This is a genomic window from Flavobacterium sp. B330r, assembly GCF_056824325.1.
Window position 1 is genome coordinate 3,170,986 of record NZ_CP124860.1, and the last position, 22,427, is coordinate 3,193,412.

The following is a 22,427-nucleotide window of genomic DNA, read 5'->3' on the forward strand; positions in this document are numbered from 1 at the left end:
AAAATGAAAAAAATAAGTCTTTTATTATTGAGTTTCGTGCTTTTGGTAAGCACTTCGGCTTGCGAAAGCGAACTTGATGTTGTGCCACAAGGAGCTCCGTCAAGCGGAAATTTCTGGAAAACGCCAGCAGATGCAAAAGCGGGAGTAAATGCAATTTATGCTTTATATTCTGATGATAATATGTACGGTCGTGGTTTCTTCTGGTTGAATAATGCCAGCGATGATATTGGAACAAAACCAAGACAAAATGCAGAAAGAATCAAAAATTTTATTGTAGACGGATCAGAATCGGATACTAAGGATATTTGGAGAATTCACTACGAAATTATGAAACGTTGCAACGACGTGATTCGCAATATTCCAAAGATTGCATTGGACGAAAGTACAAGAAACGGAATGTTGGGAGAAGCTTATTTTAACCATGCTGTAATGCATTTAGAATTAGCGTACCACTATGGAGACGATCGTGCAGGAATTCCGATTCAAGATAGAGAAGATCCGACAAATGTTTTTGTGCCTCGTGCTAAAAATGTAGCCGAAAATTACGCTTATATTGAAGCAGATTTAATCAAAGCGGCAGATTTGTTGCCTTATTTTGATCAGCTTACGCCAGACAATTACGGACGCGCGCACAAAACTGCAGCTTGGGCTTATTTGGTTCGTACGTATTTGTATGCAAAAGATTGGGACAACGCCATCAAATATGCAAACATGATCGTGGCTAGCGGAAAACACAAATTATTAGACAATTTTGAAGATGTATTTAAAATCAGTAACAACTGGTCTTCAGAATATATTTGGTCTGTAACTTCAAGTGCAGAGAATACATCTTTGGGTTCTATTTTTCCTGGAGTTTGTTTAGAAGATAAAGGTTGGGGAGTTTACAACGGATGGGGAAATTTTTATCCAACAAAAGAATTATTCGATACTTACGTAGCTAATGATAAAAGACGAAGCGCTACGATTTTACAAAAAGGAGACAAATTTGTTTATTTCGGAGAAACAGTAACTTTTAACGAAGGAAATCACGTAGTAAGTTCAAGTAATAGAACGGGTTATCAGTTTAAAAAATATATGGAGCCGTTCAGTTATCCAAAAACATCATCGAGCGGAGTAGATATTCGTTATGTCAATGCAAACGGAGACAAACCTTCAACTGCTTTAAATGTGCCTCTTTTACGTTATGCTGATGTGATTTTGATGTTAGCGGAAGCGAAACTAATGAAAGGACAAAATGCAGACACAGAAATCAATATGATTCGCCACCGTGCAGGTCTTACAGATATTGCTGGTGCAACAATGGTAGATTTAAAAAGAGAAAGAAGATGCGAGTTGGCAGGAGAATGGACAGATCGCCATTTCGATTTAGTGCGTTGGGGAGATGCAAAAGAAACGTACGCAAAACCATTGCACCATTATGATGGAAGCGTAATTTATCCTGCTCGTAATTTCAACCCAGCGATTCATCACGTTTGGCCAATTCCGCCAGATGAAATCGCAGTAAGTAAAGGAGCTTTGACTCAAAACCAAGGCTGGTAATACGTTAATTTCATTGTGTTTTTTTAGTTTTTTATACTGCAGTCTTAGTCAGGAGACTGCAGTTGTAAAAAAATACAGAGTAAAGTCTGTCATTCCGAGGAATGACAAGTCGTACGCATTCACACAATCTTGTCATTTCGACGAAGGAGAAATCCTCACAAGAAGCTCCGCAATCTAAAACCCCCAATCTTTGCCGAGTTACTTACGAAGATTTGCTTCGCCTGTTCGCTATCGCTCGAGTCTCCTTCGTCGAAATGACAAGATTACTTTTTACTATGTGCATTTAAACAAGTGAAACGCCTTTACACATAAAGAAAAGCTATGTTTCTATGTGTTAAAAAATAAACAGCATAAACTCATTTCTAATAAAGTTACCTACAGCTTTAAAAGAATATAAATCATTTTCGATGAAAAAAATAATCACCCTTTTTTGCCTTCAATTTTGCTTATTCGCGCAAGCGCAAGAATACAGTTCTTCCAACATTCATTCGCATAACGATTACGAAAGTAAGTTACCATTTTATGGGGCTTATTCTAATGAAACTGGCGTTATAGAAGCTGATGTTTTTTTAGTGAATAACGAATTATTTGTGGCGCATACTTCTAAAGAAATCGCTTCTCACAATACACTTAAAAGCATGTATTTGGAACCGCTTTCTAACAAATTAAAAACATTGGAAGGAAAAGCTTATCCAAGCAATAAATCATTGATTTTAATGATTGATATTAAGTCAGATGCCGATTCGACTCTAAAAGCAATTACACAGCAGCTAAAGACTTTTCCAGATATCATTTCAAATAAAAATATAAAAGTGGTTATTTCTGGAAACAGACCTTTGCCATCGCTTTGGGCAGCGTATCCAGATTTTATTTATTTTGATGGAAGATTGAATGAAAATTATACTTCAGATCAATTGGCGAGAGTTGAAATGATTAGCGAAGATTTGCATGAAATCACTGTTTGGAACGGAAAAGGTGTTTTGACACAGCCAGATGCTGAAAAAATTCAGGGAATTATTAAAAAAGTTCACGATCAAAAGAAAAAAGTAAGATTCTGGGCTACGCAAGACAACGTAAACACGTACATGACTTTGATGAATTTAAAAGTTGATTTCATCGGAACGGATAAAGTAGCCGAACTGACGCAATTTATTAATAGTATCAAAACGACATTTTATCAGAATACAGAATTTCATCAAGCTTATGTTCCTAAAAATGTTTTCAAGAATAAACGTCCAAAAAATGTGATTCTTTTAATTGGTGACGGAATGGGATTAGCGCAAATCTATTCTGGTTATACAGCAAACAAAGGGCAATTGAGTTTGTTTAATATTCCAACTCAAGGATTTTCGATCACAAAAGCTTCAGATAGTTATATCACAGATTCTGCGGCAGGAGCAACGGCAATGGCAACGGGACATAAAACCAATAACCGTTTTATAAGTGTAGATGAACAGGCGAAACCGCTTCAGACCATTGCAGAACAGTTGGCAAAGAAAAACTATAAAATAGGAATTATTTCTGCTGGAAATATTACAGATGCAACTCCGGCTGCGTTTTATGCGCATCAGCCAGAAAGAAGTTTAAGCGAGCCAATTGCAAACGATTTTCTTTCGAATCCGTCAGATATTTTAATTGGAGGAGGACAGAAAGAATTTATTTCTAGAAAAGATGGCAAAGATTTGTCTAAAACTTTAATCGAAAAAGGATACACTTTCTCAGATAAATTCTCGAGTTTAGATACGATTAAAAACAGCAAATTTGTTGTTTTAGAAGACGCAGCGGTGGTTTCTATTAAAAATGGGAGAGGAGATTTTCTAACGAAATCTTTAGCGAAAGCGACCAACACTTTTTCAAAAACAAAGAATCCGTTTTTTATTATGGCCGAAGGCGCTCAAATTGATTATGGCGGACACCAGAATAATGTGGAATATGTTGTGAGAGAAATGCTTGATTTTGACAAATTGGTTGGTCAAGCAATGGAATTTGTAGATAAAAATCCAGAAACACTTTTAATCGTAACCGCAGATCACGAAACTGGAGGATTATCATTAATTGATGGAAGCATTGAAAAAGGTTACGTTCACGGAAGTTTCAGCACGAACGATCATACTGCAATTCCAGTTCCTGTTTTTGCTTACGGTCCAGGTTCTGAAAAATTCATGGGAGTTTATCAGAATACAGCAATTTACGACAAGATTATGGAATTGATTGGAAAGAAATAATTTTTTAAATAAATTCAAATTAAAGGAGCTTCTAAAAGGGAGCTCCTTTTTGGTTTTATCTAAAACTATAAATATTTCGCTTTTCCAGAGCTTGAAAATGTTTCTGTAAAAATCCCAGCGGGGTAAAAAATATCGTTTACCTACTTTTCACATTTCACATTCTGCATTTCACATTTTATTTATTTTCCTTTCAACAAATTAATGCTAACCGTTGCCGTATCGGCATCAGGAAATCTCTTAAAAATAGATTGATCTGGAAACAATCCGGCTTCTGCGGCAATGGCATTAAAAACATCAATTTCAACAATATATTGATCCGAAAAACCATGAGTTGCATCATAAGCTGTTGCTGGAGTTCGACCTAAATTACTGGCGGTAAGTTTCGGGTTTATAGTATGAAGTTCAATTAGCAGCAGACCAAATTTACGTACATAAGGAGACCATTTTTGTAAATGTTCCAAGAGATTATCTTCAACCAGATTATTGCTAATTCTTTTTCCTCTGTAAGCAAATGCGCCTGTTGAGGTACTGACTCTATTTTTGTTACTATGCTTCGGATCTTGCCAAATTCTATTATGATCGAGAAAAGTCCTCACATTTAAAAGATCTTTCAAATCAATATTATAGTTTTCTTTCAGATCATTTGCCAGTAAATCAGGACGTCCGATATCGCCCCAAATTACTTTGGCCCAAATGTCTGCATTGATAAGATTGGCTCTGGTGACTTTCAGTGCCGTCTGATTGTAATCGGCACCGACTAAAAATAACGGATATTCATCGAGCATTTTTCCACGTAAAGTTTGCCTGTCGATTACTTCAAAAATATGCTGTAGAAAAGCGCCATTTCCGCATCCCATATCTAGAATTCCTTTAGGCTGTTCTTCGATCGGAAGATTAAAAAGTTTAATAAGAATTTCATCAACCACCTTAAAATAAGTATCGTGCGCTCCTCCGCTTCCCCAAACATTCATTTCGCGATCGACATGAATTTCGTTCTTGCCTTCTTCAGTTCTTAAAGCGTCTGGATTGCCAAGAATTAATTCTTCAATTTTGGCAAATGTCGGAAGATAAGAAACCGTAACGCCATAGGCGCTTGCTCTTTTAGCAAAAAATAAACCGGCTTCGGTAAATTGATAATTTCCTTTTTTCTCCAGAAACCAGCCCAAATGCACAAAAAAGTCTAATATCTTTTTAAAATTTTCGGGTGATTTATGAAACTCTTCAGGTCTAAAAGAAGTTTCCATAAAATACTTGTGAAACATTCCGTTCATCGCCAATCGAACAATAGTTGGCCCGATGAGGTAACCTTCAATATGTTTTAAAATTTGCTCTTGAATGTTCTTGGTCAAAGGGTCATTGGAAGACTCAATTCCGTATCTTTTTTTATATTTTTCAAAAATAGTATTGAGCTTTTCAAACGGTGTATCTTCAAACAAACGAGGATGAAAATGTATAGATAACTGAAGTAATTCGACAACATCTTCGTAGAGATGAAAAAGCGAAAAAGCAGTTTCGGTTTTCTCATTTACAGCAATTGTGATTACCTGCGTTTTATTATCAATTTCATATTCTAAAAATCCTTGAGAAGCCAAAACTCTCAAAGCAACATTCAGATATCCTTCGTTGGCATTAAAGGTAGTAGTAAGTTCAGCTATCGAGGTCTGTTTTTTATCTAATATAAATTCTAATACAGACTTATTTTTAAGTGCGACCGCTACAGGAGCAGTAACCAAGCCGTCAAGATGCCTGAAGATGGAACTTAAGAGTTGTGATTTATCGGTCATAATGCATAAATGAAGGTTAGTTAAAAATAGTGATTTTTTTCTTACGTAGGATATCTTGTTTTTATTGAATTTCAGGTTTGTTTTTTGTTTTTTGAAAAGAATAAAATACCATATATTAAATTTATGTTACCAAAATAAAATGCGTAAAACTACTTATTATCAAGGAATTAATGTTTTGTAATTTCGTTGTGCTGTTTTGTTACAGTATATTTTTACTTCACGCCCAAAAAAAGCTGTTTTTACATCTTTCTTTATTCTACATGCCTCATTTGTGGATCTATTTATTTTATGTTAAAGGATTGATTTTTAAAATTAATGATAACCAATAAAAAATAAAAAATGCGTAAAAGAGTAAAACAAAAAAATGGGCTGGAAATAACGGCGGTGATAGGAACTTCGGCAGTTCTTCTTTCTTTTGAAATGGAAAAAAGCCTTACCGATGGACTTCTAGGATTTGCAATTGAAAGAGAAGATCATACCGAAAATGAAAAGTATTATCTTAAGGGTTTTAAGTATTTTGAAGAAACCGCTGGAAACACATTTGAAGGGCAACTGCACAGTACTTTTGAGCATCCGGTGCAGTCATTTTTATGGGAAGATTTCAGCGTTAAATGTGACCATGATTATTCCTATAATGTAAGCCCTGTATATGGCAAGCCAAAATATTTGAAGTACGGTAATACTTGCACTATAAGGTTCAAAACACCTACAGAAGATGCAGGAGAACATTCAGTTTATTTTAATAGAGGTGTGGCAGGTAGTCTGGCTTATGCTAGAAAGTTCAAGAATAAAAGACCTGGATCTGAAGACATGACTGAAGAAGAAACTGCTGAAGCGTTAAAATGGCTGTCGAGAGGGCTAGAAGAAGCTTTATTAAAATTTATTGATAAAGCGCAAGATAGTTCTTATCAGCTTCGTGCTGCCTTTTATGAATTTGAGTACCTTCCAGTGCTTGAAAAATTTAAAATAGCATGTGAAGAAAAGGGGGTCGATGTAAAGATAATTTATGATTCTAGAGGCGAAGAAGAAGCAAACAATAAAGCCATAAATGAAGCTGGTTTACCTCGTAATGTTGTGATTGCGCGTAGCGCAGAAGCTTCAAAACGTTTTATTGCACATAATAAATTTATAATCTTGCTCAAAGATGAACAGCCAGTAGAAGTTTGGACTGGCTCTACAAATATAACTCCTAAGGGAATTTTTGGACAATGCAATGTAGGGCATGTAATACGTAACGAAGACATAGCCAAACAATATTTTAAATATTGGACAGAGCTTGCACAGGATCCATTGAAAGATGTGCTTGATAAAAAAACAATCGCTATCCAGCCTGATCTAACGTATGATAAAATTCCTAAAAAGTCAACAAAAGTCTTCTTCAGCCCACGAGAAAAGAAAACAATCCTACAAACCTATGCTGATTATATGGCAGGATCCAAGCAGTTGGTTTGTGGCATGTTTCCTTTTTCTTTTAGCTTGAAAATGAAGGGAGTGATTGTTGAAAAAACAGATAATTTGAAATACATTATTATCGATAAAAAAGATAAAAATACCAGTCTAGTAACAACGGACTATGATAATGTAATTGTATACGGAACATATCTTAAAGATGGACTTTATGATTGGCTAGAAGAAACCCATGCAGGTTTTCTTTTAAATTCGAAACCTACAAATATCGGAACTAACTTTATCCACAATAAAGTACTTTTAATCGATCCGTTGAGTGAGGATCCTATTGTGGTAACGGGATCTGCCAATTTTAGTGACAATTCTATTGCTAACAATGATGAAAATACACTGATTATAAGAGGAAATAAGGATGTTGCTGATTTATATTTTACAGAGTTTTATAGAATATTTAATCATTATTATGCTAGACACACCGCTGTTAAAATGTTGGAAAACCCTAGTGCTGAAAATCCAATTCATTTAAAAACAGAGTCTGCCAAATGGGTGCCATCTTTTTATAATCCTAATGGACTTAAATATAAAAGAAAAAAAATGTTTATCGATATGAAAGTTTGAGACAATTGTTTTGTTTAAAAAAAGATAAAGTCTTTAAATATTTGTGTTTAAAGACTTTTTATTTTATATGAAATTTTGAATTTAGGCTGCTACTTTTTCTCTCACAATAATTTTTTTATTCTGAAAAAAAATGGACCAAATTTTATTGTTTTTGAACTTTTTTTTTGAAGAACGGCAATGAAAAATGATTAATAAATACCTCAAAACTGAATAAAATCTTTATAAAAATTACAAAATCTACATTAAAAGTCAAAATGACAATAACTGATCAAAATCCTTTATTTGCTGAATATTTCGTTTTATTTTGTTGATAAAAAAGAGAGTTATTGAAAAAAAATTTTACTAAAACGTTTTTGTAAGTTTTGCTTACATATATTTGTGATGTACTAAAATATTCAACAATAAATTTTTTACTAGATGAAAAAGATTACAATTAGAGATATTGCTAAACAGGCAGAAGTTTCTATTTCTACTGTGTCTTTTGTTATCAATGGAAAAGGCGAAAAAATGGCTATTAGTCCGTCGGTGATTAAAAAAGTTCAGGATGTAGCACAAAAACTGCACTATAAACCAAGTATGATTGCTAGCAGTCTGCGAACAGGAAAAACAAGATCAATAGGACTCATTGTAGAAGATATATCCAATCAGTTTTTTGCTGATTTGGCAAGAGTGATCGAAGACGAAGCAAAAAATATTAATTATAGGGTTTTTTATTGCAGCACAGGAGACGATAACAATCGTTCGGAAGAATTGGTGCAGAGTCTTTTACAGGCAAATGTTGAAGGTTTTATTATTACACCGACTCGAAATCTGGAAAAAACAATCAGCCAACTTTTAAAATTGCAAAAGCCGGTGGTGCTAATCGACAGATATTTTGCCAATCAAAAAGTAAGTCATGTGGTAATGGACAATCATGAGGGAGCTTACTCGGCTACTAAATTTTTGATTGATAAAGGAAGAAAAAATATTGCTGTTGTAAACAACGAGTCTGGAATGATTCAGATGAAATTGCGAGAAAAAGGATATGTGGAAGCGTTAAAAGAAGAAGGAATTTATAACGAAAATTATACGCTTCATTTAGATTATCATGCAAGTGAACAAAGCAGAGTAGAAGCCATTATAAATTTCTTTGAAAAAAATAAGGATATAGATGCCGTTCTTTTTTTAGCAAATTACCTCGGACTTGCAGGATTACAAGCTTTTAGATATTTAAAATATAAAATTCCAGAAGATATTTCGGTGATCAGTTTTGATGATCACTACAGTTTCAAACTGCATACGCCCACCATATCTGTAATTGCTCAGCCCATAGAAGATATAGCGGTCAAGTCCATACAATTGCTAATGAGTCAGATGACCAACTTTGAAGACTATAAAATTGAAAAAATTCTCAAAAAAGGCTCTTTAATAATAAGAGAATCAGTTTAAAATTTTTTTGACCATTTCACTAAAACGATTTAGTAAAAACCAAAAACAGCAAGACTTGCAAAGGCTTCTTGTTGCTATAATTGAAAGTAGAGTACCAATTTTTATTAATTATTTAAAACAAACACGTAACAACAAAACACAAACGAAATCAAAACCAATAACCAAACAAAAAAGCTTATGAGACGAATATTAGCAGTGTTAGGAGTGATATTGCTTAGCAGTTTAAGTGCTGTCGCGCAAAATCGATTAATAACCGGCATAGTTACAGATGCAGAAAACAAGGGAGTTGTTGCTGCATCAATCGAAGTTCAAGGAAAACCATTTAGCGCTGTTACAGATGCTGAAGGACGATTTAAAATGAATGTTCCAGAAGGTAAAATTACCCTTAATATTTCTTCTATAGGGTTTCAGTCAAAACAAGTTGTATTACAAGAAAAAGAAACGAGAGTTGCTGTTACACTTGCCGAAAATACTCAGGAATTAAAGGATGTTGTGGTAACTTCATTTGGAGTTAAAAAACAGAAGAAAAGTTTAGGTTACGCTGTAGGAGAACTAAAAGGCGATGATCTGACAAAAAATAAAGAAATCAATTTAGGAAATGCTTTGCAAGGTAAAATTGCCGGTGTAAACGTTTCTGCTCCAGTTACAGGGCCATCAGGTTCAAGCCGAGTGGTTATTCGTGGTGCAACTTCTGCATCAGGATTGAACCAGCCGTTGTATGTCGTAGACGGAATCCCGATTGACAATACGCAGCAAGGAAATGCAGGAATGTGGGGTGGAGCTGATAAAGGAGATGGTATGTCTTCTTTCAATCCAGATGATATTGCTTCGCTTTCTGTGCTTAAAGGTAGTGCCGCTTCTGCTCTTTACGGGTATAGAGGATCAAATGGTGTTATCTTAATTACAACTAAAAAAGGTAAAAACGGAACAGGAATAGGAGTAGATTTTAGTACCAATTCTTCTTTTAATACACCTGCAAGTCTTTTAAAATGGCAAGATCAATATGGTGCTGGTGCTCCAAATGCGAGTGGTGTACCCACTAGATTTAACAATTTACAAGAACTTAGAGATTCGTACTATTTTGCATGGGGAGATAAATATGACGGAACACCTTCATTATCACTTGATGGTAAAACAAGACCTTATCAAGCTTATGGAAAAGATAATGTGGAGAATTTCTACAGAACTGGATATTCTTTCAGTAATACTTTAGCGATCTCTGGCGGAAATGAATCAACAAACTTTAGATTATCTTTTGGAAATACTAAAGACGAATCTATTTTGCCAGAAACTACTTTTGGTAGAAACAACGTAGCTTTGAGTTTAAATTCGGCTCCAAATAAAAGAATCAGTATAGAAAGTAACGCTCAGTATATTTCTGAGAAAAGCCATAACCGTCCTTATTTAAATGATTCGCCGAGAAATCCATCTTTCCCAACGACTTTTATGACTCCGGGAACAGATATTAGATGGTTAAGCAATCCTTATGATGCGAATGGCGGAGAAGAAGATTTTTTAGGAGCAAACGTATACCATACAAATCCTTATTTTGCTACCAAATCTCCTTTAAATGACGATCTTAGAAAGCGTTTTATTGGGTCTGCAAAAGTAAATTATAACATTACAGATAAAATTTATGCTAAAGCTGTTATTGGTATTGATGATATTAATTATGAATATACTGAAGTTGAGCCTACTGGAATAAATTATAGCCCAGGTGGATCTATCGAAAACAGAATTGAAACCCGTTCTGAAGTAAATGCTTCTGGTTTTTTAGGCTACAAAGGAGATATTGCTAAAGACCTTTCTTTGGATGCTTTTATTGGGGCAAACCGTCAGCATAACAGATATAGCGGTATTAAAATGAAAGGAAATAACTTTATTGTTCCGTTCAAATATTTCTATGCAAATACGCAGCCAGATAAAACTGAAAAATTATTCTCTGAAAGTGAAGTAAACTCTCTTTTCTATTCAGCAGATCTTGGATACAAAGACTACTTGTTTCTTAGTTTAACAGGTCGTGAAGATTGGTTCTCTACTTTAGATCCGTCAAATAACAGTACTTTTTACCCTTCTGTAAGTTCAAGTTTTATTTACTCAGAAGTTATCGGTCTTCCTGAATGGATTTCTTATGGTAAAATTAGAGCAGGTTGGGGTAACGTTGGAGGTGCATTGCCAGAAGCTTACGCTTTAGCATTGACTTATACAGCACCAGACGGACAGACAGATTCTTTAGGACAGCCAATTTTGGGGGTAAATGGAGAAACAATTCCTAACAGAACTTTAAAACCATACAATGTAAGTACAATTGAGTTTGGTTTTGAGAACACATTTTTCAACAACAGGGTAAGTACAGATTTGACTTTCTACAGCAAGAAAACAACAAATGATATTACCGATGCCGATGTTTCTCAAGCTTCAGGATATAGAACAACAAAAATCAATGTTGGAGAAATCCTAAACAAAGGGGTGGAGTTTGCTATTAATGTAAAAGCAGTTAAGACAGAAAATTTCTCTTGGAACGTAGGTTATAATTTTGCTTACAATGATAGTGAAGTTTTAAATCTTTCAGATAAAATCACAACAAAAACATTAGAAGGAAACAGAGACGGAAGAGCTAATGTAGTTTTAGAAAAAGGACAGCCTTTTGGAGTTATTAAAGCATACGATTATTTAAGAGATGCAAATGGCAACATTGTATTAGATACAAACGGAAAATTCTTAAGAGGAAATTTAATCATTGCAGGACAAGGTGTTGCGCCAACATCTATGGGACTTTCAAATGATTTCTCTTATAAAAATTTCACTCTTTCTGTTTTTGTTGATGCTAAATTTGGAGGAGAAATCTATTCGGCTACAAATCAGTTAGGAACACGTTATGGATTATCTGAAATTACACTTCCTGGTCGTGAAACTGGAGTTGCAGTAAGCGGAACAGATGTTAACGGAAATCCTGTAAACACGACAGTTTCGGCATACGATTACTGGAGAAGCTACAGTGATGTGACATCAAACTTTGTTTACGATGCTGATTTTGTTAAGCTTAGAGCGATTTCATTTGCTTATAATTTTCCAAAAGCATATTTGCAAAAAACACCATTCCAGTCTGTTAGTTTAGCATTTTCTGCTCATAATTTGTGGACTATTTATGACAAAGTTCCAAACATCGATCCGGAGTCAAATTACTCAAACAGTAATGCGCAAGGTATGGAAAGAGCTTCTATGCCTTTGACAAGAAACTATGGTTTTGCACTTAATGTCAAATTCTAATTCTAAAAAAGATGAAAAATAGATATATCAAAATATTTTGTGTCGCAATTGTTGGTGTTTTGACATTGGCTTCATGCGATAAAGGATTCGAAGAAATGAATAAGAATCCGAACGCCTTAACAGATCCAGCTGTAAAATCAATGTTTACACTTGCAGAGATTTATGTAGACGGACAGGATTTTTCTAATACAAGAGGAAATAACTTGTACGCAGCACAAATTGTACAGCAATTTTCTTCACTTGGAGGACCAGGTTCCAAATACACCTACTCTTCGGAGTATTCGGCTGCCCTTTTTGGTGAAACTTACGGAAAAGGTTTAAATCAGATTTTCCAATTATTATCTGTAGTCGAGGATGCGCCAGAGAATACAAATATGATTCAGGCTTGTAGAATCATGAAAGTTTTCTTGTTTCAAAAACTAACAGACACTTACGGTGAAGTTCCTTATTTTGAAGCAGGAAAAGGATATAACGGAAACGTTTTTTCTCCTAAATATGATACGCAAGAAGCTATTTACAACGATCTTTTAAAAGAATTAGACGAGGCTGGAACGGCACTAGATGCTGGAAAACCTTTTGTTGGAAATGCCGATTTGTATTACCAAAGTGATGTTGCAAGATGGAAGAAATTGGCAAATTCTTTAATGTTAAGAGTAGCAATGCGTTTGTCTAAAGTAAATCCTGCAAAAGCAAAAGAATTTGTAGAAAAAGCCTATGCTAAAGGTGTATTTACTTCAAATGATGATAGTTTGGTTTTAAAGCATGATGCTGGTCCTGCAGGGGTTAAGACAAATCCAATTACCTCTTCTTGGGTTAGAAATGATTTAAATGGAGGAGAATCTAATATTAAATTCAGTAAAACTTTCATCGATTTATTGAAAAACACAAACGATCCTCGTTTAAGAATTTATGCAAAACTAGAAGCTACAGGAGATAATAGCCCAGCAAGTCAGCAAGGTTTGGCAAATGATGCAAAAGAATTTCCAGGAGGAGATAAAAAGCTTTTCTCAGATCCAAATACTTCAACAGTATTGCGTTTAGATGCTCCAACATTAATTATGTCTTATGCTGAGGTTCAGTTTTTATTGGCAGAAGCGGCAGTAAAAGGATGGAACGTTGGCGGATCTGCTCAAACGTATTATGAAAATGGAGTAAGAGGTGCTATGAATATTTTAGCAATTTTTGGAGATAAAGTGCCTTTGGTTTCACCAGCAGAATACAACACTTATATTACTACATATCCATTTAAAGCTGGAGGAACAGAAGCAGAAAAAATCGAGCAGATTATTACTCAAAAATGGATTGTTTTATTATTCAACGGTTTTGAAGCATTCTCAGAATACAGAAGAACAGGTTATCCAGTTTTAGTTCCTGTGAATGATCCAACGGGAGACACAAAAGGAACAATCCCGAGAAGATTAATTTATGATCAGTCCGAACTTATTACAAACGAGGCTAATTATAAAGAAGCAATTCAACGTCAAGGTTTAGATTTAATGACCACAAGAATCTGGTGGGATAAATAATTTTTAAAGTGGTTGGTTAGTTAAGATAAGTCGGGTAATGAGCATACCCGGCTTATTTTTAAAATCATATAATAAATTGATCTAAAAATCAAGCAATTTGAGAAGTTGCTTTACAGATTCAAATACCTTTTTTTTCGCAGCAAACTAAGAGAGATTCTGCTGAAAAAGATGGATTTACTTTCTGTATTTTAAAGATTTCAAAAAGCGATATTTAAGAATTTGTTTCATTATTTGAATTTAAAACGATTCCTATCAAAATCAAAATAAAGCATAAGGCAGTGGTAAAGAAGATATTTCTAGTTGTATTTTAGAGTTACTAACAAAGAATAGATTCTAAAGAGAAGGAATAAACTTGGTCATTTCTTTCCTTCTCTAAACTGCCAAATTAGTTACCTTTTTACTAATTTTAGAAGGTATTAATATAGTATTCCATAAAATGAATTATCAAAAAAAACTTCACTGTTTCGTTTGCCTATTTTGGGTAGGTTTTACATCAATTGCCTTTGCACAGCAGATTGATTTAAAAAACAATTGGACCTACCGTGAAGAGAAAACGCAAAAATGGTACCCAGCGACTGTTCCTGGAGAAATTCACACAGATTTGCTAAACAGCAAATTAATACCAGACCCGTTTTACAGAGATAATGAAGAAAAACTGCAATGGATAGAACGCAAGAACTGGGAATACAAAACCACTTTTCAGGTTACAGCAAATATGCTGAAAAAGAAAAATACAGATTTAGTTTTTGACGGGTTAGATACTTATGCATCTGTTTATGTAAACAATCAGCTGGTTTTAAAAGCCGATAATATGTTTCGTCAATGGCGTGTTGAGGTTAAAAAAGTCTTGAAATCAGGAAATAATGATTTGAGAATCGTATTTCAATCGGCACAAAATGTGGTTGACTCGCTGGCAAAAAAAGATTATCCATTTGTAATTCCAGACAATCCGCGTGCCTATGTACGTAAAGCACAATACCATTTTGGTTGGGATTGGGGGCCAAAATTTACAACCTGTGGAATATGGAAAACACCAAGATTAGAATCTTATGACAAAAAAAATCCCGAGAAACCTTATGTTTTAAATCGAAAGATTGAATTAATACAAGAGCCAGATAGCTTGGGTAGATCTTTCTATTTTAAAATTGATGGAAAACCTGTTTATATGAAAGGAGCCAATTACATTCCATCAGATGCTTTTCTTTCTAGAGTAGATAAAAAAGAATATGAAAAAATAGTTTTATCTGCCAAAGAAGCCAATATGAATATGCTTCGCGTTTGGGGCGGTGGTATTTACGAAGATGATTATTTCTACGATTTATGCGATAAATACGGAATAAATGTCTGGCAGGATTTTATGTTCGCGGGCACAATGGTTCCTGGAGACGATGCTTTTTTTGATAATGTAAAAAAAGAAGTTCAGTATCAGGTTAAGAGGCTGCGTCATCATCCAAGCATCGTTTTATGGTGCGGAAACAACGAATCTGATGAGGCTTTTAAAAATTGGGGCTGGATGAAAAGTTTCAAAATTTCAAAACAAGATTCAATCCGTTTGTGGAAAGATTATAGGCGTTTATTTCATGACAGTATTCCGAAATGGGTAAAAGAAGTCGATGATAAACGTCCGTATTTAAGTTCTTCGCCTTTACACCATTGGTCAAAAGCAAAAAGTGTAACTGAAGGAGACAGCCACTATTGGGGAATTTGGTGGGGATTGGAAGATATCGAAGCCGTTCAGAAAAAAACAGGACGTTTTGTGAGCGAATACGGAATGCTGTCTTTACCGAATTATTCTTCAGTTGAAAGTTTTACTTCTCCAGAAGACCGCCACTTATATTCAAATATACTAAAAGTACATTTAAAGGCCGGCAAAGGTTTTGAGAAATTAGATTCCTATTTAGGTAAATATTTCATCGATGCCTCTAAGATTAAAAAGATGAATCTAGAAGATTATGCCTATTTGAGTCAGTGCATGCATTATTATTCAATCAAAAATATTGTCGGAATTCATCGTTCGAAAGCGCCTTATAACATGGGAACTCTAGTTTGGCAATTAAACGACTGCTGGCCTGTAGCAAGCTGGAGTATTACCGATTACAATAACCGACAGCCAAAAGCAGCTTGGTACGCCATAAAAGAAGCATACAGAGACGACATTAAACCAGAAACCGATTTTACACATCCTAAAGATCTGGCATTAGAAGACCCAAAAATAAGCTGGGAAATAAAAGGGAATAACGTAATTGTAAAAGCTCAGAAAATGGCAAAATACGTTTGCATTTCCATGAAAGGGTATAATGGAAAATGGAGCGATAATTATTTTGATTTAAAACAAGGAGAAGAAAAAACAATTTCGTTTGAAGGGAAAATAACAAAACCTGAGATTAAGATTTATTCTTTGTTTGAGGTTTTAAAGAGATACGAGTAGAGGTTCAAAGTAACAAAGAGACAAAGGGACAAAGGTTTTGCGTAGAGACGCACTGCAGTGCGTCTAACACACAGATTAAAAAAATAAAAATATATGAGAATACTATTTAGCGGTTTCTTGGCTTTAGGTTTACTTTTTGCCAATCCAACAATTTCACAGCAAAAAAAGACAAAACAAACCGATACAAATTATACGCAATATGTCGATCCTCTTATTGGTTCGGCAGGGCATGGCCACGTATTTGTAGGTGCAAATGTTCCTTTTGGAGCGGTGCAGTTAGGACCTGTAAATATTTTTGAAGGATGGGATTGGTGCAGCGGTTATAACTATGCCAGCAATACCATTTTAGGTTTCACTCACACGCATTTAAGCGGAACCGGAATTGGAGATTTAAATGATATTCTGGTGCTTCCTGTCAGTGGAAAAGTCGGTTTGACCAAAGGAACAAAAGAAGATATGGTAAACGGTTACGGTTCGTATTTCTCTCATAAGAACGAAGTGGTAAAACCAGGATATTACAGCGTTTTATTGGATAAATATAAAATCAAAGCCGAATTAACGGCCAGCGAAAGAGTCGGTTTTCATAAATATACTTTTGAGAACACAGACGATTCACACATTTTAATTGATCTAGCTGACGGAATTGGTTGGGACAGACCGGTAAAAACGTTCATTAAAAAAATAAGCGAAACCAAAATTGAAGGTTATCGTTATTCGACAGGTTGGGCAGCAGATCAGCGCATTTATTTTGCAATGGAATTCTCTGAACCAATTGCCAATATAAAGGTTTACGATAGTACAGCGGTGGTAAAAGGAACAGAAGGTGAGGGCTTAAAAATAAAAGCGGTTTTAGATTTCAAAACCTTAAAAAACAGACAGATTCTGGTAAAAGTTGGAATTTCTCCCGTTAGTACCGAAAATGCATCTGCCAATATAAAAGCAGAGATCCCGAATTGGGATTTTGAAGCTGTTGTAAAATCAGCAGATTCAAAATGGAACAAGGAGCTAAATAAAGTTCAGATAAAAGCAGACGAAAAAACAATGAAAGTTTTCTATACTTCATTGTATCACACCATGTTTGCGCCTTCTATTTTTAATGATGCCAACGGAGATTATCTGGGAACAGACAAAAAAGTCTACGAAAAAGCCAATTTTACCAATTACACTACTTTTTCGCTTTGGGATACTTACCGCGGACTGCATCCATTATACACCATTACGCAGCCAGAAAAAATCAATGATATTGTAAAATCGTTTTTAGCGATTTATCAACAGCAGGGCAGATTACCGGTTTGGCATTTAATGGGTAACGAAACCAATACCATGAATGGAAACCATTCTATTGCCGTTATCGTTGATGCTTATTTAAAAGGATACCGCGATTATGATGTCAATTTAGCATACGAAGCCATTAAAAAAACGGCCATGCAAACGCGAGACGGAATGGATTATGTTCAGAAACTAGAATATATTCCTGCTGATAAACTATTAGAATCTGTTGGAAATGCTTTAGAATATGCAATTGATGATTACTGTATTGCTTTGATGGCGAAATCGTTAAACAAAACAGACGATTATAATTATTTCACTAAAAGAGCCAATTTATACAAATTGTATTTTGATAAAGAAACCACTTTTATGCGTGGTAAACTAACAAATGGAAATTGGAGAACACCATTTAATCCGCTTTCGTCAGCACATCGTAAAGACGATTATGTTGAGGGAAATGCGTGGCAGTATACTTGGCTTGTTCCGCAAGATCCGTACGGTTTAATTGATTTATTTGGAAGCGAAGATAAATTTATTACAAAATTAGATTCACTTTTCCTGCTAACTGATAAAGTAGAAGGTGAGGATGTTTCACCAGATATTAGCGGTTTAATAGGACAGTACGCTCATGGAAATGAGCCAAATCATCATATTCCGTATTTGTATGCTTATGTAGGGCAACCTTGGAAAACAGCAAAATTAATTCGAGAAATCGATGATAAATTCTACTCAACAAAACCAGACGGGTTATGCGGTAATGAAGATTTAGGGCAAATGTCGGCTTGGTACATTTTGTCTTCTATGGGATTCTATTCAGTAAATCCTGCAAATGGAATTTATGTTCTGGGAAGTCCGTTGGTGAATACAGCTGTTATTCATCATAAAAAAGACATTTCATTTACGATAAATGCGGTTAATAACAGCGCTTCAAATATCTATATTCAAAAAGCAGAATATAATGGAAAACCTTATACAAAATCATATATCACGCAAGAAATGATTGTAAAAGGAGGAGAGCTGAAATTATATATGGGAAGCAAACCGTCAATGACATTTGGAGTTAAGAAAGAAGATAGACCGTTGTAGTTAAAAGGTAAAATGTGAGATGTAAAATGCAAAAAGTAATTGGACATATCACATTTCACATTTCACACTTCACATTTGACAAATCACAAGAATATGAAAATAAAAAGTTTAATTTTTTTTGGATTAATACACTGCTGCATTTCTATAAATGCGCAAGTTAAAGAGCCAGTAGAATATGTAAATCCGTTAATGGGAACGCAGTCTTTGCATAATCTTTCCAACGGAAATACATATCCTGCCATCTGCAGACCGTGGGGAATGAATTTCTGGACGCCTCAAACTGGCAAAATGGGTGATGGATGGGCATACACTTATACCGCAGAAAAAATCAGAGGGTTTAAGCAGACGCATCAGCCTTCACCTTGGATGAACGATTACGGTCAGTTTTCGATTATGCCAGTTACTGGTAAATTGGCTTTCGTCGAAGACGAGCGCGCGAGCTGGTTCAGCCATAAAGCGGAGGTTTCAAAACCGTATTATTACAGCGTTTATCTGGCTGATCATGATGTTACGACCGAAATTACCACAACAGAAAGAGCGGCGCATTTTCAGATTACATTTCCTGAAAATGAAAAATCTTCTATTGTAATCGACGCTTTTGATAAAGGTTCTTATATCAAAATAATTCCTTCAGAAAATAAAATAATCGGCTATACAACGCGAAACAGCGGGGGAGTTCCTCAGAATTTCAAGAACTATTTTGTGCTGGTTTTTGATAAAAAGTTCTTAACCAATTCAACTTGGATTGATAAAGTTTTGACTGCTGATAAATTAGAAGCAGAAGGAAATCATGTAGGTGTGGTTATCGGGTTTCAAACCAAAAAAGGAGAAAAAGTAAATGTTAGAGTGGCATCCTCTTTTATAAGTCCAGAACAAGCAGAGCTGAATCTGAAAAACGAATTAGGCACAGCAACTTTTGAAGAAACAGTTACGCAATCTAAAGCAGAATGGAATAAAGTTCTAGGAAAAATTGCTGTGGAAGACAACAATATAGATCAGTTAAGGACTTTTTATTCTTGTTTGTACCGTACAGTCTGTTTTCCTCAAAAACAATATGAAATTGATAAAGACGGAAAAATTGTGCACTATAGTCCGTACAACGGAAAAGTCCTTTCAGGTTACATGTACGCAGGAACTGGATTTTGGGATACTTTCCGTGCTTTATACCCTTTGTTAAATCTGGTTTATCCTTCTATAAATAAAGAAATGCAGGAAGGATTGATCAATGATTATAAAGAAGGCGGATTTCTGCCAGAATGGTCAAGCCCAGGATTTAGAAACGTAATGGTCGGAAATAATTCTGCTTCTGTAGTTTCTGATGCTTATATGAAAGGATTACGCGGTTATGACATCAATACTTTGTACGAAGCTTTATTGCATGGAGCCAATAATGAAGGGCCTCTGGAAGCTGTTGGTAGAAAAGGAGTTCAGTACTACAATACTTTAGGATATGTTCCGTATGATGTGAAAATCAATGAAAATGCAGCCAGAACGCTTGAATATGCTTATGATGATTTTACGATCTGGAAACTGGCAAAAGCATTAAATCGCCCGAAAAAAGAAATTAGTCTATACGAAAAACGAATGCTGAATTACAAAAAACTCTACAATCCAGAAATAGGATTAATGAGCGGACGAAATAAAGACGGCAGTTTTCCAGCCAATTTTAATCCGTTTAAATGGGGAGATGCTTTTACCGAAGGAAACAGCTGGCATTATAGCTGGAGTGTTTTTCACGACATTCAGGGTTTGATTGATTTGATGGGCGGAGAGAAAAATTTCACAGCAAAATTAGACGCTGTATTTACCACACCTCCAATTTTTGACGACAGTTATTATGGTGCTGTTATTCATGAAATCCGCGAAATGCAGATTATGAATATGGGGCAATACGCGCACGGAAACCAGCCAATTCAGCACATGATTTATCTGTACAATTATGCAGGCGAACCTTGGAAAACGCAATATTGGTCAAGAGAAGTCATGGATCGTTTGTACAAACCAACTCCAGACGGTTATTGTGGAGATGAAGACAACGGACAAACTTCTGCTTGGTATATTTTCTCAGCCATGGGATTCTATCCGGTTTGCCCAGGAACAGAAGAATATGTTTTGGGAGCGCCTCTGTTTAAGAAAGCCACTTTGCAGTTAGAAAACGGAAAACAGCTTATTATCAATGCGCCTAATAATTCAGAAACCAACAAATATGTAAACGAATTAAAATGGAATAATGCTCTTCATACTAAAAATTACATCAATCATTTTGATGTATTGAAAGGAGGCGAATTAAATTTTGATATGACAAGTTCTCCTAATTTTAAAAGAGGCACAACAAAGGAATCATTCCCATATTCTTATTCAACTTCAAAATAAAAATATATGCAGTCACGTAGAAAATTTATAAGAAATGCAGGCATTTTTTCAGCAGGATTACTGGCACTTCAAACAGAAGCTTTCGGATTTAATTCAGATACTTTTCCCTTTCCGCTAAAAGATTTTGTTTCTAAAAGACCTCCTGTTGCGGAAAGAAAATTTACGAGTAAAGCAATTGAAGCCGCTATCGTACGTATTAAAAAACAAATCGGCAATCCTGAATTGGCATGGATATTCGAAAACTGTTTCCCTAACACATTAGATACTACAGTCGATTTTGAAATTATTGACGGCAAACCAGATACGTATGTAATTACAGGAGATATTGATGCCATGTGGCTTAGAGACAGTACGGCGCAGATTTGGCCTTATATTCCGTTTGTAAAAGAAGATCCGAAACTGGCAGAACTGGTAAAAGGTGTAATTAATCGTCAAGCGAAATGTATTCTGCTGGATCCGTATGCGAATGCTTTTTATAAAGATTTTACGAAGGAAAGCGAATGGAAAAATGACCTTACTAAAATGCAGCCCGGAATTCACGAAAGAAAATGGGAAATTGACAGTTTGTGTTATCCGGTTCGATTAGCACACGGATATTGGAAGGAAACAGGAGACATCAGTTTATTTGATGCCAAATGGAAAGAAGCCATGCTTTTAATTCTTCAGACTTTTAAAGAACAGCAGCGAATGGATGGCAAAGGCGGACCGTATAGTTTTCAGCGTCAGACGGCTTGGGCTACAGATGGAGTTCCGTTAGGCGGTTATGGCTATCCTGTAAAACCTTGCGGATTGATTGTTTCGACTTTCAGACCAAGCGACGATTCTACTTTATTCGGTTATCTGATTCCGAGTAATATGTTTGCTATTGAAATATTGGGCTATCTGATTGAAATTTTCTCTCTTCCAGCTTTAAAAGACAATGATTTGGTTGCGAAAGCCACAAAACTGAGAGATGAGGTTCAAAAAGGACTTAATGAACACGGAATTATCAATCACCCGAAATTCGGAAAAATTATAGCTTTTGAAGTAAACGGATACGGCAGTTTCCACATGATGGATGATGCTAATGTGCCGTCTTTATTATCATTGCCGTATTTAGGCGCTATCGCTCCAAATGATCCTTTGTATCTGAATACAAGAAAAGTGGTGCTGTCAGAGAATAATCCATTTTTCTATAAAGGAAAAGCAGGAGAAGGTATCGGTGGTCCGCATACAGGAGTAGATACGATCTGGCCTATGAGTATTGTTTTGAGAGCCATTACAAGTGTAGACGAAAAAGAAATAAAAGCCTGTATAAGTAATTTGATTAAAACAAACGCTGATACAGGATTTATGCACGAATCATTTCATAAAGACGATGTAACCAAATTTACCCGTAAATGGTTTGCTTGGGCGAATACATTATTTGGCGAAATGATTGTACATACCAGTATTCATTATCCTCAAATTTTAAAAGACAAAAATATCTAGTACT

11 protein-coding genes are annotated in these 22,427 nt (G+C 35.3%); 10 read left to right on the forward strand and 1 reads right to left on the reverse strand.

Annotated features, from left to right (window positions below; all coding sequences use genetic code 11):
* Nucleotides 1–3 precede the first annotated feature (3 nt).
* Together QLQ95_RS14060 and QLQ95_RS14065 are read left to right on the forward strand one after the other, a co-directional pair.
* The gene (locus tag QLQ95_RS14060) at nucleotides 4–1,539 is read left to right on the forward strand and encodes a RagB/SusD family nutrient uptake outer membrane protein (protein ID WP_482500308.1); all 1,536 of its coding nucleotides are present in this window, start codon (nucleotides 4–6) and stop codon (nucleotides 1,537–1,539) included.
* A 407-nt stretch (nucleotides 1,540–1,946) separates the two neighbouring features.
* Nucleotides 1,947–3,764, forward strand: coding sequence for an alkaline phosphatase (locus QLQ95_RS14065; protein WP_482500309.1), 1,818 nt, complete (start codon nucleotides 1,947–1,949; stop codon nucleotides 3,762–3,764).
* Nucleotides 3,765–3,943: 179 nt separating this feature from the next.
* Here QLQ95_RS14065 and QLQ95_RS14070 read toward each other — a convergent pair whose 3' ends face one another.
* Nucleotides 3,944–5,548, reverse strand: a complete 1,605-nt coding sequence (locus QLQ95_RS14070) for a class I SAM-dependent methyltransferase (RefSeq protein WP_482500310.1) — start codon at nucleotides 5,546–5,548, stop codon at nucleotides 3,944–3,946.
* 339 nt (nucleotides 5,549–5,887) lie between these two features.
* Here QLQ95_RS14070 and QLQ95_RS14075 point away from each other — a divergent pair, with 339 nt between their 5' ends.
* The 8 genes from QLQ95_RS14075 to QLQ95_RS14110 all read left to right on the forward strand — a co-directional run bounded on the left by QLQ95_RS14075 (nucleotide 5,888) and on the right by QLQ95_RS14110 (nucleotide 22,423).
* The gene (locus QLQ95_RS14075; RefSeq protein ID WP_482500311.1) at nucleotides 5,888–7,573 is read left to right on the forward strand and encodes a phospholipase D-like domain-containing protein; all 1,686 of its coding nucleotides are present in this window, start codon (nucleotides 5,888–5,890) and stop codon (nucleotides 7,571–7,573) included.
* 417 nt (nucleotides 7,574–7,990) lie between these two features.
* Nucleotides 7,991–9,001: a LacI family DNA-binding transcriptional regulator gene (locus QLQ95_RS14080; RefSeq protein WP_428238641.1), complete on the forward strand. Its 1,011-nt coding sequence runs from the start codon at nucleotides 7,991–7,993 to the stop codon at nucleotides 8,999–9,001.
* Between the two features lie 177 nt (nucleotides 9,002–9,178).
* A complete protein-coding gene (locus QLQ95_RS14085) occupies nucleotides 9,179–12,271 on the forward strand; it encodes a SusC/RagA family TonB-linked outer membrane protein (RefSeq protein WP_482500312.1) in 3,093 nt (1,030 codons plus the stop codon).
* Nucleotides 12,272–12,282: 11 nt separating this feature from the next.
* A complete protein-coding gene (locus tag QLQ95_RS14090; RefSeq protein WP_095931255.1) occupies nucleotides 12,283–13,797 on the forward strand; it encodes a SusD/RagB family nutrient-binding outer membrane lipoprotein in 1,515 nt (504 codons plus the stop codon).
* Nucleotides 13,798–14,233: 436 nt separating this feature from the next.
* Nucleotides 14,234–16,225: a beta-mannosidase gene (locus QLQ95_RS14095; RefSeq protein ID WP_482500313.1), complete on the forward strand. Its 1,992-nt coding sequence runs from the start codon at nucleotides 14,234–14,236 to the stop codon at nucleotides 16,223–16,225.
* Between the two features lie 93 nt (nucleotides 16,226–16,318).
* Nucleotides 16,319–18,580, forward strand: coding sequence for a GH92 family glycosyl hydrolase (locus QLQ95_RS14100; RefSeq protein ID WP_482500314.1), 2,262 nt, complete (start codon nucleotides 16,319–16,321; stop codon nucleotides 18,578–18,580).
* 93 nt (nucleotides 18,581–18,673) lie between these two features.
* Nucleotides 18,674–20,953 (forward strand): GH92 family glycosyl hydrolase, encoded by a 2,280-nt coding sequence (locus QLQ95_RS14105; RefSeq protein ID WP_482500315.1) that lies wholly within the window; start codon nucleotides 18,674–18,676, stop codon nucleotides 20,951–20,953.
* Nucleotides 20,954–20,959: 6 nt separating this feature from the next.
* A complete protein-coding gene (locus QLQ95_RS14110) occupies nucleotides 20,960–22,423 on the forward strand; it encodes a glycoside hydrolase family 125 protein (protein ID WP_095931251.1) in 1,464 nt (487 codons plus the stop codon).
* Nucleotides 22,424–22,427: the final 4 nt, after the last annotated feature.

Coding starts and splice junctions, on each gene's coding strand:
- QLQ95_RS14065 (WP_482500309.1), top strand. CDS start 1,947: ATGAAAAAAATAATCACCCTTTTTTGCCTTCAATTTTGCTTATTCGCG.
- QLQ95_RS14100 (WP_482500314.1), top strand. CDS start 16,319: ATGAGAATACTATTTAGCGGTTTCTTGGCTTTAGGTTTACTTTTTGCC.
- QLQ95_RS14085 (WP_482500312.1), top strand. CDS start 9,179: ATGAGACGAATATTAGCAGTGTTAGGAGTGATATTGCTTAGCAGTTTA.
- QLQ95_RS14060 (WP_482500308.1), top strand. CDS start 4: ATGAAAAAAATAAGTCTTTTATTATTGAGTTTCGTGCTTTTGGTAAGC.
- QLQ95_RS14105 (WP_482500315.1), top strand. CDS start 18,674: ATGAAAATAAAAAGTTTAATTTTTTTTGGATTAATACACTGCTGCATT.
- QLQ95_RS14095 (WP_482500313.1), top strand. CDS start 14,234: ATGAATTATCAAAAAAAACTTCACTGTTTCGTTTGCCTATTTTGGGTA.
- QLQ95_RS14070 (WP_482500310.1), bottom strand. CDS start 5,548: ATGACCGATAAATCACAACTCTTAAGTTCCATCTTCAGGCATCTTGAC.
- QLQ95_RS14090 (WP_095931255.1), top strand. CDS start 12,283: ATGAAAAATAGATATATCAAAATATTTTGTGTCGCAATTGTTGGTGTT.
- QLQ95_RS14110 (WP_095931251.1), top strand. CDS start 20,960: ATGCAGTCACGTAGAAAATTTATAAGAAATGCAGGCATTTTTTCAGCA.
- QLQ95_RS14080 (WP_428238641.1), top strand. CDS start 7,991: ATGAAAAAGATTACAATTAGAGATATTGCTAAACAGGCAGAAGTTTCT.
- QLQ95_RS14075 (WP_482500311.1), top strand. CDS start 5,888: ATGCGTAAAAGAGTAAAACAAAAAAATGGGCTGGAAATAACGGCGGTG.